Source organism: Micromonospora sp. ATLC16 (assembly GCF_057196645.1).
The window spans coordinates 159,194-173,894 of record NZ_JBXUOW010000001.1 but is presented as its reverse complement, the minus strand read 5'-3'; the positions used below and the strand labels follow the sequence as shown (position 1 = coordinate 173,894).

Below are 14,701 nucleotides of genomic sequence, written 5' to 3'. Positions count from 1 at the left end.
AACCGATAACATCCCGTCCCGGTGTCGACACGATGCGGAGGCGGTCGATGTACCGGGTACCAGGTGCGCGGCGGCACCGGCGGGATGCTCGACGCCTGCCGTACCTGATCCGGGCGGGTCTGGTCGCAGCCCTGCTGGCCGGCCCGATGACCCCAGGCGCGGTGACGCCGGCCCGCGCCGCGCCGGGATGCGCGTCGCCACCGGCACCGGCCCGACCGGTCGCCGCGACCCCGTGGGCACAGCAGCGGTACTCCCCGGAGCGCCTCGCCCGGCTGGCCACCGGTGCCGGAGTGACCGTGGCGGTGGTCGACTCGGGCGTGGACCGGCGGCATCCCCAACTGGCGGGGCGGGTGCTCGCCGGCGCCGACCTGCTCGATCCCGGCGGGGACGGTGGCCTCGACTGTGTCGGTCATGGCACCGGCGTGGCGAGCCTCATCGCCGCCGCGCCACGCGCCGGGACCAGCTTCCGTGGGCTGGCGCCGAAGGCCCGGATCCTGCCGGTCAGGGTCAGCGAACAGCAGGTCGTGGACGGGCGCGGGACGGGACGCACGGCAGCCCCACGGGACCTCGGCTGGGCCATCCGATGGGCGGTCGACCAGGGCGCCACCGTGGTCAACCTTTCCGTGGTGCTCTACGCCGACCACCCCACGGTCCGCGCGGCGGTCGGGTACGCGCTCAGCCGGGACGTGGTCGTGGTGGCCGCCGCCGGCAACCTCTCCGGTGGTGCCGAACGCCGCCCGTATCCGGCCACGTACGACGGGGTGCTCGGGGTCGGCGCGGTCGGCGCGGACGGGGCACGGGCCGACTTCTCGCAGACCGGCGCCCACGTGGATCTCGTCGCTCCCGGTGTCGATGTGCTGATCGCCGCCCCCGGGCACGGTCACCGCAGCGCCGACGGAACCAGTTACGCGGTGCCCTTCGTCGCCGCCACCGCGGCCCTGCTACGCCAGTACCGCCCGGACCTCGGCGCGGTCGAGGTGGCTCGACGGATCGTCGCCACCGCCGATCCGGCACCCGGCGTCGGGTACGGCGCGGGTGTGCTCAACCCGTACCGGGCGGTCACCGAGACCGGATCGATGTCGGAGCACCCGCGACCGGTGACCGGGCTGGCCGACGATCGGCCCGATTCGACATTGCTGGCGCAGCAGGACCGTCGGAGCGACGCGCGACGCCGGGCACTGCTGCTGACCGGCGTGGGGGTGCCGATGATGGCTGTTGTCGTGCTGGCCTCGGCGGTGCTGCCTCGGGGGGTACGCCGACGATGGCGTCCGGCCGACCATGACCACGACGCGGGGTGACGCCGATCTGCGTCACCCCGCCGTCCATGCGCAGCGGCTCACTGGAAGAGGTTGGTGTTCCGCTTCTCGGTGTCGAGATAGTCGGCCGCAGACTCGTCCACCGCGAGCTTGATGTCGCGCAGCATCACCTGGAGATCCTGCGAGGCGTTGCGCCACCGCGCCTGCCGCTGCTCGTAGGCCTGCTGGGCCGCGCCGGACCAGCTGGCGATCAGCGGCGCCGCATCGCGCTCCAACTCACCGAGTTGGGCGTCCAGTGTGTTCAGCGCCCGTTGGATGTCCGCGCTGGCCTGTTGCAGCGCAGCGAAGTTGACGACCAGCACACCGTGCTCCATCGGATTCTTTCTCCCTGAGGTCGTGGGCTCTAGAGCGGCAGTTGGATGCCGCCGCGGTTGGTGGCGGCCACCCGGGCGGCCGCCTCAGCGTCCGACGCGTCGTACCGCGTGCCGGCGGCGCGGATCGCGCCCGCCGTTTCTCGCAGGGCCTGCTGCAACCCGGCCTGATCCTCCGCCCACTTCCGTTTGACCTGCTCGAACGACCGGCCACCAGCCCCGCGCCAGGCCTGCTGAAGGATCTCCAGCTGGACCAGCAGTCCACTGAGCATCGACTGCAACGACTGGTCGGTCTGCTCGAACTTCGCCGCGGTCTGCTGCATCACCGCGGCCTCTGCCTGGGTCTGGGACACCTTGGACGTCACCTCGTCTCCTCGATCGTGGCTGGCCCTGCGGCGGGAACGCACCACCCACGACGCCGGAGGGCGAGCACGACGCGGGATGGGCCAACGAGAACTCGTCGCTGAGAGTAGCGACACGATCGCGGTTCTGCTACCCCGCCGGGTTCCCCTGTGGACAACGCGATCGCCCGCCGGTAATTACGATGGGCCGCGGCAATGTTGCGATGGGTGATCGGCTCTGGGGAGGTGTGGTGGCGGCGACCCTCACTCCCACCCGCCCGGATGCGGCCGCTCTCCCTCCCTCCGGCGAGCCGTCTGCCAGCCCCGGGCCTCGGATCCTCCCCGCCGGGGCCAAGCCACGCACCGGCCGTCGAAGACGACCGGCTCGGCTTCGGTCGGGGCAGATCGTCGCGACCCAGCTGGTGGCGGCGACGCTCGTCGCCGTACCGGGCCGGAACCTCCTGGCGACGATCGCCACGACACTGGTGGCGACCGCGCTGCTCGCCGTGACCTGGTGCCGGGTCCGCCGGCGCTGGTTGCACGAGTGGCTGGTCGTCGGCCTCGGCTACCTGGCCCGACGGCGGTTGACCAGCCCCCACTCCGGCCAGGCCGAGCTGCTCGACCTGGTGGACCCGCACGCCGTGATCCGTCCCGTCGAGCTGGGCGATGGTCCGGCCGCCGTGCTTGACGACCCGGGCGGCCTGGTGGCCCTGCTGGAGATCGGTGACCCGGCCGACCTGCTCGGTGACCGCGAACTGTCACTACCGTCACCCGCGTCGCTGCTCCCGGCCGACACCGACCAGGCACCACCCGTACGCGTACAACTTCTCCTGACCGGCAAGCCGGCACCGGCGGTCGGTGCCGGCGGCAGCGCGGCGGCCGTCTCCTACCGTCAGCTCACCGACGGGCAGCTGGCCGGCCGGGAGCGGGCGGTGCTGGCGGTGCGGGTGTCGCGGACGCGGGGCTGGCCGGAGGAGGCGCTGCGGCACGCCCTCGCGGGCGCTGTCCGGCGCGTCGTCCGGCGGCTCCGACCGGTGACCGTACGACCGATGGGCGAGCAGCCGATCCGGCGGGTGCTTGCCGAGTTCGCCCACCACGACGGAGCTCCGGTGCGGGAGTCCTGGCAGGCGGTCCGATGCGGCGGCCTGTTGCAGACCACCTTCCGGCTGAGCCGGTGGCCGGAAGGTGACGCGGCCACGCTCGTGCCTCGGCTGTGGGAGCTACCGGCGACCGCGGTCACGGTGTCGCTGCACGCCGGGACGGAGCGGCCCACGGCCGCCGGGCTGCTCGTCCGGCTGGCCGCGACGACGCCAACCGAGCTTTCGACGGCGGCCCGGCAGTTGCGGCGGACGGTGTCCGCCGACGGCGCGGCGGTGGAGCGACTCGACGGCGGGCATTTGGACGGGCTCGCCGGAACGCTGCCGTTGGCCCTGCCCGGGGCACCACCGACCGGTGCCCGGAAACCGGAGCGGGAGGCGCCGATCGGTAGCGAGGACCTGGCCCCGGAACTGCCGTTCGGTGCCGCCGGGCTGATGCTCGGCGTCAACCGGCGCGGCCACGCCGTCACCATCCGGCTGTTCCGGCCGGAGAGCACCCGACTGATGCTCGTCGGCGGGGTACCCGCCGCCCAACTGATCGTGGTGCGTGCGGTGGCACTCGGGGCCAGGGTGATCGTCCAGACCGCCCGGGCACCCGCCTGGGAGCCGTTCGTCCGGGGCGTCGGCTGGCCGGGCGGGCCGGTCCGGCTGACCCCACCGGACCGCCCGGTGGCGGGAGAGCCCGGCACGCCACTGACCCCGGTGCTCGTGGTGCTGGACGCGCCAGCGCCGGCCGGTCCACGGCCGGGCACCGCCTGGCACACCACGCTACTGGTCCGCGACGCGCTGACCGCCGCCGACGCGGACGCGCTGGGCCGCGCCGACCTGGCGGTTTTCCAGCCGCTCAGCCCGGCGGAAGCCACCGTCGCCGGCAACGCGCTGCGGCTCGGCGACGCGGCGGAGTTGCTGACCCGGATCCGGCACGACATGGTCGCCGTGGTCAACCGGCGGGCCCTGCGTTGGGCTCTGCTCGGCTGCACGTCGATCGAGGCGCAGCTCATCGGTGACCGCACCCTTCGTCGCGATGGATGATCTCGCGGGTTCCGCCCGCACGCCCGCCGTGGCACCATGCCCGCCATGGGTTTTTTGAAAGGGCTGCTGATCCGGGTCGGCGCCACGGCGGTGGCCTTCTGGTTGGCCACACTTCTCATTCCCGGCATCTCGCTTGAAACGGACTCGGTCTCCGAGACGATCCTGACCCTGATCCTCGTCGCGGTCATCTTCGGGGTGGTCAACGGGGTGCTCCAGCCGATCATCAAGACCGTTGGCTGCGGCGTCTACCTGCTCACCCTCGGCCTGATCGCCCTCGTGGTTAACGGTCTGCTGTTCCTGCTCACCGGCTGGATCGCGGATCAGGCGGGACTGCCCTTCGACGTCGACGGCTTCTGGCCGGCCGCGGTGCTGGGGGCACTCTTCGTCAGCATCGTCACCTGGATCCTCGGCGCCGTCCTCGACCGCGACTGACCCAACCGACGCGAGTTCCCGGTGGTCGCCGGCAACGGCGACCACCGGGACGGCGCGCCCGGCCAGATGGCGGGAATTGGCTGCGGAACCCACCGAGCTGAGGCACTAGCTTCGACGAAGTGTTCACCCTCACCCGCGCTGACGGCTTCACGATCAGCACCGATCCGGCCCGGCTCGATCTGGATCTCGTACACAGCTGGCTCAGCCGGGACGCGTACTGGGCGCTCGGGCGGGACCGGGAGACGGTGACGCGGGCGTTCGCCGGGTCCGTCGGGTTCGGCGTTTACCGGCCGGCGGACGGCCGGCAGGTCGCCGTCGCCCGGGTCATCACCGACCGGGCCACCTTCGCCTACCTTTGCGACGTCTACGTCGACCGGGCCGAACGGGGTCGTGCGCTGGGCACCTGGCTGGCGGGCGCGGTCCGTGACCACCTGGCCGAGCTCGGCGTACGCCGGATCCTGCTGGCCACCAACGACGCTCACGGGGTGTACGCGAAGGTCGGCTTCGGTGCCGTACGCGCCGACCGGTGGATGGAACTCGACGAGCGCGACCAGGCCGTGAGCCCGCTCACCAGCAAGGATCGACAGCCGCGGACGCCCCTTACGGTGAACCCGTGACGTCGCTCCGCCTCGGATACCTCTACGGACTCGGTGCCTACCTGCTGTGGGGGTTCTTTCCGCTCTACTTCAAGCTGCTGCGCCCCGCCGGCCCGCTGGAGATCCTGGCGCATCGGGTGGTGTGGTCCGTCGCCTTCGTCGCGCTGCTGCTCGTCGCGCTGCGCAACGTCGGCTTCCTGCGGGCCCTGCTGCGCCGGCCACGAACGCTCGCCGGGATCGGGGCCGCCGCCGCGCTGATCGCCGTCAACTGGTTCACCTACATCTACGGCGTCAACTCCGACCGGGTGGTGGAAACCGCCCTCGGCTACTTCATCAACCCGCTGGTGGTGGTCCTGCTCGGGGTGCTGGTGCTACGCGAGCGGCTACGCCCGGCGCAGTGGCTGGCCCTCGGCGTCGGTGCCCTGGCGGTGGCCGTGCTCACCGTCGACTACGGCCGGCTGCCGTACCTCGCGCTGATCCTGGCGTTCACCTTCGGCGGGTACAGCCTGGTGAAGAAGCGCCTGGGCCTGCCCGCGGCGGAGGGCCTGTTCGTCGAGTCGGCCGTGCTGTCGCTGCCCGCGCTGGGCTACCTCGGCTGGCTCGCCGCCACCGGTGCCGCCGCGTTCGGTCACGTCTCGGTCGGGCACACGGCCCTGCTGGTGCTCGCCGGAGCGCTGACCGCCATTCCGCTGCTGCTCTTCGCCGGTGCCGCCAACCGGCTGCCACTGACCGCCCTCGGCATGCTTCAGTACGTGGCGCCGATCCTCCAGCTCGGCTGCGGCGTACTGATCTTCCACGAGCCGATGCCGCCGGCCCGGCTGGCCGGCTTCGCCCTGGTCTGGCTCGCCCTGATCGTCTTCACCGCCGACGCCGTACGCCAGGCGCGGCACACCCGCCGCCTACGCCTGAACGGCACCGTGCCGCCCACGACGGCGGTCGCCACCAGCCACTGACACTGGGGCACGGTTCAGCGGACCTCGTAGGCGAGCACGGGAGTGCCGTCGGCACGGATCAGTTCCAGCCGGACCAGCTCGGCGTTGGTGAACCGGGTCGCCCCGCTGATCCGCAGGTCGTCGCCGGGTGCGGCCAGCCAGGAGCCGATCTGCTCCTGCGAACCGTCCCCGGCGTGCGCCACCAGCCGGAAGGCGTTCGCCTTGCCGTACCCGGCCCGCTCGTCGTAGCCGCAATGCATGGTGACCTCGGTGCCCCAGTTGGTGCCGGTCAGGCCGATCTCGGCGTGCAGCGGCGCCGTGCCGGCGACCGGTTGCATCTGCACCATCCGAACCTGTGCCACCGGCCCGTTCGGCCCCTGCCCGGGCAGCACCGTGGCCGCCCCGAAGCCGACCACCAGAGCGAACGCGGCGGCGGCCAGCCCGATTACCGCGTACCGCAGCCGGCCGGCCTGCCGCTCGCGGCGTCGGCGCTCCCGCGCGGCGTTGAGCAGCTCGGGCACCCGGGGGTTCTCCGGCGGTGGCAGGAACTGTTCGATGCTGGCCGGGTCCAACCGGCCGAGCAGGCCGGGCAGCACGGCGATCTCGGAAACCGACTGCTGGCAGGCCGGGCAGTCGACGAGATGCCGTTCGTAGGCCACGCGGTCGGCCGGGGAGAGCGCGCCCAGCACGTACGCCCCGTCGTCGTACGCGAACTCGCAACGGTTCATCCGGTCACCCCCATCTCGGCCAGGACCAGCCGTAGGGAGCGCAGCGCGTAATGGGTGCGGGACTTCACCGTGCCCGGCGGCACGCCCAGCCGGGAGGCCGCCTCGGAAATCGATCGTCCCTGGTAGAAGCACTCCACCAGGACATCGCGGTGCGAGGGACTGAGCCGGTTGAGCGCCTCGGCGACCGTCCACGCCTCGACGGCCCGCTCGGTCTCGTCGACGACCTCCGGCGGCTCGGGAAGTTCGTCGGTGTAGACCTCGCCGACCCGGGTGGACCGCCGCCGCCAGGCGTCGATCGCGAGGTTGCGCGCGGTGGTGAAGAGCCAGGCACGTACCGAACCGCGCCGAGGGTCGAGCGACTCCGGATGCCGCCAGGCCCGCAGCAGCGTCTCCTGCACCAGGTCCTCGGCTCGCTGCCGGTCGCCGTTGACCAGCCGCAACGCGTGCGCGTACAGCGCCTCGGCATGCTCGTCGTGCAGGGCGCGCAGCAGGTGGGCGTCGTGGTCGCTGATGGTCTTCTCCTCGCTCTCGGCGCGAGCGGGCGCGGTGTTACGACCGGAGATACGTGCTGTCACGCCGATCGGTTCATTCCCAGCTCAAACCTGGGATTCCCGGGGTGGAGTTCATCGCTGATTCACGTCGACGCTGACCCGCGCTCACCGCGCCGCCCTAGCGTCCGGCGGGTACGCGTCGGTGACCTGCACCGACGTGCACCGACCCTCAGGAGGATCCTCCCCATGAGCGACCGTCTCCGGCTGCTCCCGCTGCTGGGCACCCCCCGCCACGGCAGCCGCGACGCCATGACCTGCCTGTACCGCTGCGGCAACGCCTGTGACCACCCGGTACCCAACACCTCCGACAACGCGTACTTCGGTGACGTGGTGAACGCCGAGGTCAGCCGCCGCGGTGTGGTCCGCGCCGGGGCGGTCGGCGCCCTGGTGCTCGGTTTCAGCGGCGCTGCGGCCGGCGCGGCCCCCGCCGCCGCCGCGGCCCCGGTTCCGGTCCCGCCGGTGCCCCCGGCCGGTCAGCCGGCGACGGCCGGTCGTCGTCCGGGCAGCGGTGCCCTGAGCTTCAAGCCGATCCCGCCGAACACCCTCGACACGTTCGTCGTCCCGAACGGCTACGACCACGCCGTGGTCATTCGCTGGGGCGACCCGGTGGTGCCCGGTGCGCCGGAGTTCGACCTGCGCCGGCAGTCCCCCGCCGCACAGGCCAAGCAGTTCGGCTACAACAACGACTTCGTCGGCGTGCTCCCGCTCGACAAGCGCGGCAAGCGGGCACTGCTCGTGGTCAACCACGAGTACACCAACGAGGACCTGATGTTCCCCGGCTTCACCAGCCAGGACGCGCTCAGTGTCGAGCAGGTGAAGGTGGCGATGGCTGCACACGGGATGTCGGTGGTGGAGATCGAGCGGGTCGCCGGCACCGGCCAGTGGCAGGTCGTCGACTCCGGCCGTAGGCCGTACAACCGTAGGATTGACGCGCTGAGCAGCAAGTTCGAGCTGACCGGCCCGGCCGCCGGCACGTCGTTCGTGAAGACGGCCGCCGACCCGAAGGGTCGTACGGTCATCGGCACGCTGAACAACTGTGCCGGCGGCGTCACCCCGTGGGGCACGGTGCTGTCCGGTGAGGAGAACTTCAACCAGTACTTCGTCGGCGGCGACGCCGCGCCGGAGTCGGAGAAGGCCCGGCTGGCGCGCTACGGGATCAACACCACCGCCCGTTACCCCAGCGGCAGCCGCAAGTGGGACCGGGCCGCCGAGCGCTTCGACCTCGCGAAGCACCCCAACGAGGCCAACCGGCACGGCTGGGTCGTGGAGATCGACCCGTTCGACCCGGAGAGCCGCCCACGCAAGCACACCGCGCTCGGCCGGTTCAAGCACGAGGGCGCGAACGTGATCGTCGCGCGCAACGGGCACGTGGTCACGTACATGGGCGACGACGAGCGCTTCGACTACCTGTACAAGTTCGTCTCGGACAAGAAGTTCATGAAGGGTGGCTCCTGGGTCGCCCGCAAGCACAACCTGACGCTGCTGGAGTCGGGCACCCTCTACGTCGCCAAGCTCGACCAGACCAGCGCCGGCGAGATCGACGGCTCCGGCACCCTGCCCAGCGACGGCGCCTTCAACGGCCGGGGCCGCTGGATCAAGCTGGTCAGCGGCAACCGGTCCTACGTGGACGGAATGACCGCCGCCGAGGTGCTGACCTTCACCCGGTTCGCCGGTGACAAGGTCGGTGCGACCAAGATGGACCGTCCGGAGGACGTCGAGCCGAGCCTGCTCACCGGCAAGGTGTACGTGGCGCTCACCAACAACTCCAACCGTGGCGTCGGCAGCAACCCGGCGCCGGACGAGGCCAACCCGCGTATCGCGAACCGGCACGGGCAGATCCTGGAACTGGTCGAGGACCGGGGGGACAACACCTCCGACACGTTCACGTGGTCGCTGCCGATCGTCTGCGGCGACCCGGCGGACCCGTCGACCTACTTCGCCGGGTACGACAAGACCAAGGTCTCGCCGATCTCCTGCCCGGACAACGTGGCGTTCGACGCCACCGGCAACCTCTGGATCTCCACCGACGGCAACGCGCTGGGCAGCAACGACGGGCTCTTCGCCACCGCGACCGAAGGGCCGGAGCGCGGCCACCTCAAGCAGTTCCTGACCGTGCCGATGGGTGCGGAGACCTGCGGTCCGTTCATCACCGAGGACAGCCGCTCGGTCTTCGTGGCCGTGCAGCACCCGGGGGAGATCACCGGTGCCACGGTCGACAACCCGGCCTCCACGTGGCCGGACGGCGACTACGCCAAGCCGGGCGTGGTGGTGACCTGGCGGCTGGACGGCGGACCGGTCGGTAGCTGACCCCCGATCCGGCATCACGCCGGCCGCCCATCCGACGGCCCTCTCCCCACCAGGGAGGGGGCCGTCTCGGCGGGTGGCGACGGTCAGTTGTCGGCGGCCAGGCCGTCGGCGATGGCGCGCGCGGCGGTGAGCAGTTTGGTCCGCACCACCCGGGCGGAGGTCATCATCTCGCTGGCGGGCAGCGCGCAGGCCAGCACCGTCCGCCGCTCCATGTCCTTGTCCGGGCTCACCAGTACGGCGGCGCAGGCCACGCCCTGCCGGAACTGACCCAACTCCAACTGCATCCCGCGTCGGTCCCCCGCGGACAGGTCGGCCTCGAATGCCTCCGGGGTGGTGAGGGTGGCGCTGGTGAACGGACGCATGCCGTACTCACGCAGGTAACGGTGGCGCTGCTCGGCGGTGAGCGTGGCGAGCAGGGCCTTGCCGAGCGCGGTCGCGTGGGCACCCTCGTCGAAACCGGGGACGAGATCCTCCAGGTACGGCGAGCGGTTGCCCTCCGCCACTGCCGTGATCGCCACCTGGCCACCCACGAACCGGCCCAGGAAGTGACTCCAGCCGGTCTCCAGGGCCACCCGGCGCAGGCTCTCGCCGATGGCCGGTGAGCCACGGAAGGCGGCCACCAGCTCGCGGTAGCGGTCAGCCACCTCCAGACCCACGATGTACGTGCCGTCCTCCCGACGGATCACGTAGCCCTCGTACGCGAGGGTGCGAACCAGGTGGTACGTAGTGGCCACGGTCAGCTCGCAGCGGCGGGCGATCTGTTTGACCGTCAGGCCCCGCGGGGCACGACCGACCGACTCAAGCACTCGAAGCGCGCGGGAGACACTTCGGATCAGGTCCGAAGGTTCCGCCAGGGGGTCACGCACAACCACCTCCGCCACCGGGGACTTACACCATATGAAAAAGCGGCCCGGCGCGAAACGCCTGATCGGGTGGATCAGCCAGGGTAATCGAGTACGCGATGTGAAGTTGACCGCACTTTCCGTCGCCGAGATGCGGCTGGCGTAGGTTGGCCGGACCATGGCCGGCATCGCCCCTGCACGCACCTCGGAGACCACAGCACGACCCGTACGGGCCAGTGCGGTCGCGGTCACCGTCACGATCGTCTGTGTCCTGCCGGTCTTCCTGGTCGGCGGGCTCGCCGTACAGATGCGGGAGGAGCTGGGCTTCTCCCCCGCCGGTCTGGGACTCGTCGTGGCGGTCTACTTCGGCGTCGGCGCCCTCGCCTCGGTGCCGTCCGGTGCGCTCGTCGAACGGTGGGGCGCCGCCGTGGTGGCCCGCGCGGGCATCGGGGTTTCCGCCGGCGCCCTGCTGGCCGTGGCGGTGGTTGCCCGGTCGTACCCGGTCCTGGTCGGTCTGCTCGCCCTGGCCGGCACCGCGAACGCGCTCGGTCAACTGTCCAGCAACGCCCTGCTCGCCCGGCACGTCCCACCCCGACGGCAGGGGCTGTCGTTCGGCGTCAAGCAGGCAGCCATCCCGGTTTCCACCCTGCTGGCCGGAGTCGCGGTACCCACCCTCGCGCTGACCGTCGGTTGGCGATGGGCCTTCGTGGCGGCAGCCGGTGCCGCACTGGCCGTGCTGCCGGCCGTACCCTTGCAGCGCGCCCAGCCCGCGCGGCGGCGCACCGGAAGGACCGGCGGCGCGAACCCGGGACTGGTCCTCGTCGGAGTGGCCGCGACGCTGGCCGCGGGTGCGGCGAACGCGCTCGGCACCTTCGTGGTCGACGCCTCGGTCGACCGGGGTCTCGGTCCGGGCATGGCCGGGCTCACCCTGACCCTCGGCAGCGCGGTCTGCGTCGCGGCCCGGATCGGGGTCGGCTGGCTGGCCGATCGACGCACCGGTGGACACATCGCGGTGATCGCCGGTCTGCTGGTGGCCGGCGCCGTGGGACTGGGCCTGCTCGCGGTGGCCGGCCCGGGGCCGTTGGTGGTCGGCGTGGTGCTCGGCTTCGGTCTGGGCTGGTCCTGGCCCGGGCTGATGAACTTCGCGGTGGTCCAACTGCACCCGCAGTCACCGGCCGCAGCCACCTCGATCACCCAGACCGGGGTGTACGCGGGCGGCTGTCTCGGCCCGCTCGCCCTCGGCCCCTTGGCCGCCGCAGCCGGCTATCCCGCGATGTGGCTCACCGCCGCCGCCGCCATGCTCGCCGCCGCCCCGCTCCTCTCCACCCCCCGCTACCACCCCACGCCCACACGCCCACAACGTTGATCGAGGTTCGCGTGTGGATTCGCGCGCACGGCGACCAGAACTTCCTGATCAACCCGGTGGGGTGGGGGCTAGCTGGTGCGGTCGGCGATGTGGTCGCAGAGGGATTCGAGGGCGCGGCGGGCCGGGCCGGGTGGGAGGGGTGCGAGGTGGGTGCGGGCGTCCTCGGCGAAGCTGCGGACGGTCTCGCGGGCACGCTTGAGCGCCGGGCTCTCCCGGAGCAGGCCGAGCGCCTCGGCGTGCAGGGTGTCGTCGGTCAGGGGACCGGTGGCCAGGATCTCCCGCAGGCGCACGGAGGCGGCGTCGGCGTCGTCGGAGGCGAGGGCGTAGAGCACCGGGAGGGTGGGTACGCCCTCCCGCAGGTCGGTGCCGGGTGTCTTACCCGACTCCGTCGACTCGCTGGCGATGTCGAGCAGGTCGTCGGAGAGCTGGAAGGCCACCCCGATGGTCTCGCCGTAGCCCGCCAGCGCCGCCACCTGGTCCGGGGCGGCCCCGCTGAACTGGGCGCCGAACTGAACGCTCGTGGCGATCAGGGAGCCGGTCTTCTCGGCGATCACCCGCAGGTAGTGCGTCACCGGATCGTCACCGGCCCGTGGGCCGATGGTCTCGGCGATCTGCCCGTGGACCAGCCGGGCGAAGGTCCGCGCCTGCAGGCGTACCGCCTCGGTGCCCAGCTCGGCCGCGACGTCCGCGGCCCGGGCGAAGAGGTAGTCGCCGACCAGAATGGCCACCGAGTTGGTCCACCGGGAGTTGGCGCTGGGTGCGCCCCGGCGCACCGACGCCTCGTCCATCACGTCGTCGTGGTAGAGCGTGGCCAGGTGGGTCAGCTCCACCACCACGGCCGCCGAGACGACCTCCGCTCGCGTCGGATCGCCGAACTGGGCGCCCAGGGCCACCAGCAACGGCCGGAACCGCTTCCCGCCGGCCTCCACCAGGTGCCGGGCCGCCTCGGTGACGAACGGGTCGGCGCTGGCGATGCTCGCCAGCAGCTCAGCCTCGACCGCCGCCAACACGCCGAGCACGGACTCCTCAGTGCGCGGATCGGCGAGGTGAAGGCCGAGCGCGCCGAACTGAGCCGCGCCGGACCGGCTCCGGCGACCACCGGAGCCGGTGACGCCTGAACCCTCGCCACCCCTAATCACCACGCCTCCAACCATGCCACACACGTTCTACCTGCACCGGACCGGGGATACGCGGCGAGGGCCGGCCCACCGAGCGTGGACCGGCCCTCAATCGGCAGTTCAGCCGTTACCGAACGAAGTCGGCGGCAGCGGAGGCCAAATCGAGCAGCGGATCCGGCGCGACGCCGAGCACCAGGGTGGCGAGCACCCCGATCACCAGGGCGGCCGAGGTGAGCCCGCCGGGAACGGCCACCGTCGGCGTGGTGTCACCCGGTTCGGAGAGCCACATCAGCACCACGACCCGCAGGTACGGGAAGGCCAGCACCATGCTGGTCAACACGCCGGCGATGACCAGCCACACCTGGCCGCCGTCCAATGCCGGGCCGAACACCGCGAACTTGCTGGTGAAGCCACTGGTCATCGGAATGCCCGCGAAGGCGAGCAGGACGAACGTGAAGACGGCGGCGTAGACCGGCGACCGTCGGCCCAGCCCGGCCCAGCGGGACAGGTGGGTGGCCTCACCATCGGCGTCGCGTACCAGCGTCACCACCGCGAACGCGGCCAACACCGTGAAACCGTACGCGACCAGGTAGAACATGGTGCCGGAAAGGCCCTCGCTGCCCGGTGCGAGCACACCGACGAGCAGGTAGCCGGCGTTGGCGATCGACGAGTACGCCAGCAGCCGCTTGATGTCGGTCTGCGTCACCGCGAACAGCGCGCCGACCAGCATGGTGAGCACCGCCACAGCGCCGAGCACCGGAGTGAAGTCCCAGCGGGCCCCCTCGAAGGCCACATGGAACACCCGCAGCAGGGCACCGAACGCGGCGACCTTGGTGCAGGCCGCCATGAATCCGGTCAACGGCGTCGGTGCGCCCTGGTAGACATCCGGCGTCCAGACATGGAACGGTGCGGCGGCCGCCTTGAACAGCAGGCCGGTGGCGACCAGCGCCATACCGGCGAAGAGCAGCACCGGGCTGGCCGTCGAGTTCGCCACGGCCGCGTTGACGGTGGCGAAGTCCACCCCGGCGGCCCGGTCACCCAGGCCGGCGGTGAAGCCGTAGATCAGCGCCAGGCCGAACAGGAAGAACGCCGAGGCGTACGCGCCGAGCAGGAAGTACTTCATCGCCGCCTCCTGGCTCAACAGCCGGCGGCGACGGGCCAGCGCGCAGAGCAGGTAGAGCGGCAGTGAGAAGACCTCCAGCGCGATGAACATGGTCAGCAGGTCGTTCGCCGACACGAAGATCAGCATGCCGCCAATCGCGAAGGTGGTGAGCGGGTACACCTCGCCCGCGCCACCGGCACTCTCCGCCTGCTGGCGGTCCTCCGGCGAGTCGGCGGTCACCGCCGCCTGCGCGACGAACGCGCCGCCGCGCTCGACCACCCGCTCGCCGAGCAGCAGCAGCGCGACCGCCGACAGGGCGAGGATCGCGCCCTGGAGGAACAGCGTCGGCCCGTCGACGGCGATCACCCCGATGGTGATCATTCGCTTGTCGGCGTTGACCACCACCATAGTCAACGCCGCCAGCACCGCCAGCAGCGCCAACGGCAGCTGCACGGGGTGCCGCAGCCGCCGGGGCACGAACGCCTCGACCAGCACCCCGACCACCGCCGCGCCCAGCATGATCAGGATCGGCGCGATCGCCGCGTAGTCGATCGGCGGCAGTTCAAGCTCGGTCACTGGACCAGCCTTTCGTTCGCGACTGCGGGGCTCGCAAGCTCACTCCTCGCGCTC

At 71.7% G+C, this 14,701-nt stretch carries 14 protein-coding genes; 7 read left to right on the top strand and 7 right to left on the bottom strand.

Translation table 11 applies throughout. From position 1 onward, the window contains the following. Positions 1–146 precede the first annotated feature (146 nt). Positions 147–1,298, top strand: a complete 1,152-nt coding sequence (gene mycP, locus AC2CHE_RS00850; RefSeq protein WP_484503026.1) for a type VII secretion-associated serine protease mycosin — start codon at positions 147–149, stop codon at positions 1,296–1,298. A gap of 38 nt (positions 1,299–1,336) precedes the next feature. On the opposite strand, the gene AC2CHE_RS00845 is transcribed toward mycP, so the two are convergent. After that, positions 1,337–1,630 carry a WXG100 family type VII secretion target gene (locus tag AC2CHE_RS00845; RefSeq protein WP_484502932.1) on the bottom strand — a complete coding sequence of 98 codons (294 nt, stop codon included), beginning with the start codon at positions 1,628–1,630 and terminating at the stop codon, positions 1,337–1,339. 29 nt (positions 1,631–1,659) lie between these two features. Continuing rightward, a complete protein-coding gene (locus tag AC2CHE_RS00840; protein WP_210937516.1) occupies positions 1,660–1,980 on the bottom strand; it encodes a WXG100 family type VII secretion target in 321 nt (106 codons plus the stop codon). A gap of 410 nt (positions 1,981–2,390) precedes the next feature. Here AC2CHE_RS00840 and eccE point away from each other — a divergent pair, with 410 nt between their 5' ends. The 4 genes from eccE to rarD all read left to right on the top strand — a co-directional run bounded on the left by eccE (position 2,391) and on the right by rarD (position 6,078). Then, positions 2,391–4,097: a type VII secretion protein EccE gene (eccE, locus tag AC2CHE_RS00835; protein WP_484502931.1), complete on the top strand. Its 1,707-nt coding sequence runs from the start codon at positions 2,391–2,393 to the stop codon at positions 4,095–4,097. Positions 4,098–4,142: 45 nt separating this feature from the next. Continuing rightward, a complete protein-coding gene (locus tag AC2CHE_RS00830) occupies positions 4,143–4,529 on the top strand; it encodes a phage holin family protein (RefSeq protein WP_484502930.1) in 387 nt (128 codons plus the stop codon). A 119-nt stretch (positions 4,530–4,648) separates the two neighbouring features. Continuing rightward, complete coding sequence (locus AC2CHE_RS00825; RefSeq protein WP_484502929.1) at positions 4,649–5,146, top strand: GNAT family N-acetyltransferase; 498 nt, start codon at positions 4,649–4,651, stop codon at positions 5,144–5,146. After that, the gene (gene rarD, locus AC2CHE_RS00820; RefSeq protein ID WP_484502928.1) at positions 5,143–6,078 is read left to right on the top strand and encodes an EamA family transporter RarD; all 936 of its coding nucleotides are present in this window, start codon (positions 5,143–5,145) and stop codon (positions 6,076–6,078) included. The genes AC2CHE_RS00825 and rarD overlap by 4 nt, the downstream gene beginning before the upstream one ends. Before the next feature lie 14 nt (positions 6,079–6,092). Here rarD and AC2CHE_RS00815 read toward each other — a convergent pair whose 3' ends face one another. Both AC2CHE_RS00815 and AC2CHE_RS00810 read right to left on the bottom strand, forming a co-directional pair. Next, positions 6,093–6,785, bottom strand: a complete 693-nt coding sequence (locus AC2CHE_RS00815) for an anti-sigma factor family protein (RefSeq protein ID WP_484502927.1) — start codon at positions 6,783–6,785, stop codon at positions 6,093–6,095. Further along, positions 6,782–7,276 carry a sigma-70 family RNA polymerase sigma factor gene (locus AC2CHE_RS00810; RefSeq protein WP_484503025.1) on the bottom strand — a complete coding sequence of 165 codons (495 nt, stop codon included), beginning with the start codon at positions 7,274–7,276 and terminating at the stop codon, positions 6,782–6,784. Before AC2CHE_RS00810 ends, AC2CHE_RS00815 begins: the two co-directional genes overlap by 4 nt. 246 nt (positions 7,277–7,522) lie before the next feature. Between AC2CHE_RS00810 and AC2CHE_RS00805 the strand changes: the two genes are divergently transcribed. Then, positions 7,523–9,643: a PhoX family protein gene (locus tag AC2CHE_RS00805; protein ID WP_484502926.1), complete on the top strand. Its 2,121-nt coding sequence runs from the start codon at positions 7,523–7,525 to the stop codon at positions 9,641–9,643. 83 nt (positions 9,644–9,726) lie between these two features. On the opposite strand, the gene AC2CHE_RS00800 is transcribed toward AC2CHE_RS00805, so the two are convergent. Continuing rightward, a complete protein-coding gene (locus AC2CHE_RS00800) occupies positions 9,727–10,509 on the bottom strand; it encodes an IclR family transcriptional regulator (RefSeq protein ID WP_484502925.1) in 783 nt (260 codons plus the stop codon). Positions 10,510–10,663: 154 nt separating this feature from the next. Here AC2CHE_RS00800 and AC2CHE_RS00795 point away from each other — a divergent pair, with 154 nt between their 5' ends. Then, positions 10,664–11,851 (top strand): MFS transporter, encoded by a 1,188-nt coding sequence (locus tag AC2CHE_RS00795; protein WP_484502924.1) that lies wholly within the window; start codon positions 10,664–10,666, stop codon positions 11,849–11,851. A gap of 68 nt (positions 11,852–11,919) precedes the next feature. Here the strand turns inward: AC2CHE_RS00795 and AC2CHE_RS00790 are convergent, their stop codons facing one another. Further along, positions 11,920–13,005: a polyprenyl synthetase family protein gene (locus tag AC2CHE_RS00790; RefSeq protein ID WP_484502923.1), complete on the bottom strand. Its 1,086-nt coding sequence runs from the start codon at positions 13,003–13,005 to the stop codon at positions 11,920–11,922. A 91-nt stretch (positions 13,006–13,096) separates the two neighbouring features. Then, entirely contained in the window at positions 13,097–14,647 is a 1,551-nt protein-coding gene (nuoN, locus tag AC2CHE_RS00785) for an NADH-quinone oxidoreductase subunit NuoN (RefSeq protein WP_484502922.1), read from the bottom strand. Positions 14,648–14,701 lie beyond the last annotated feature (54 nt).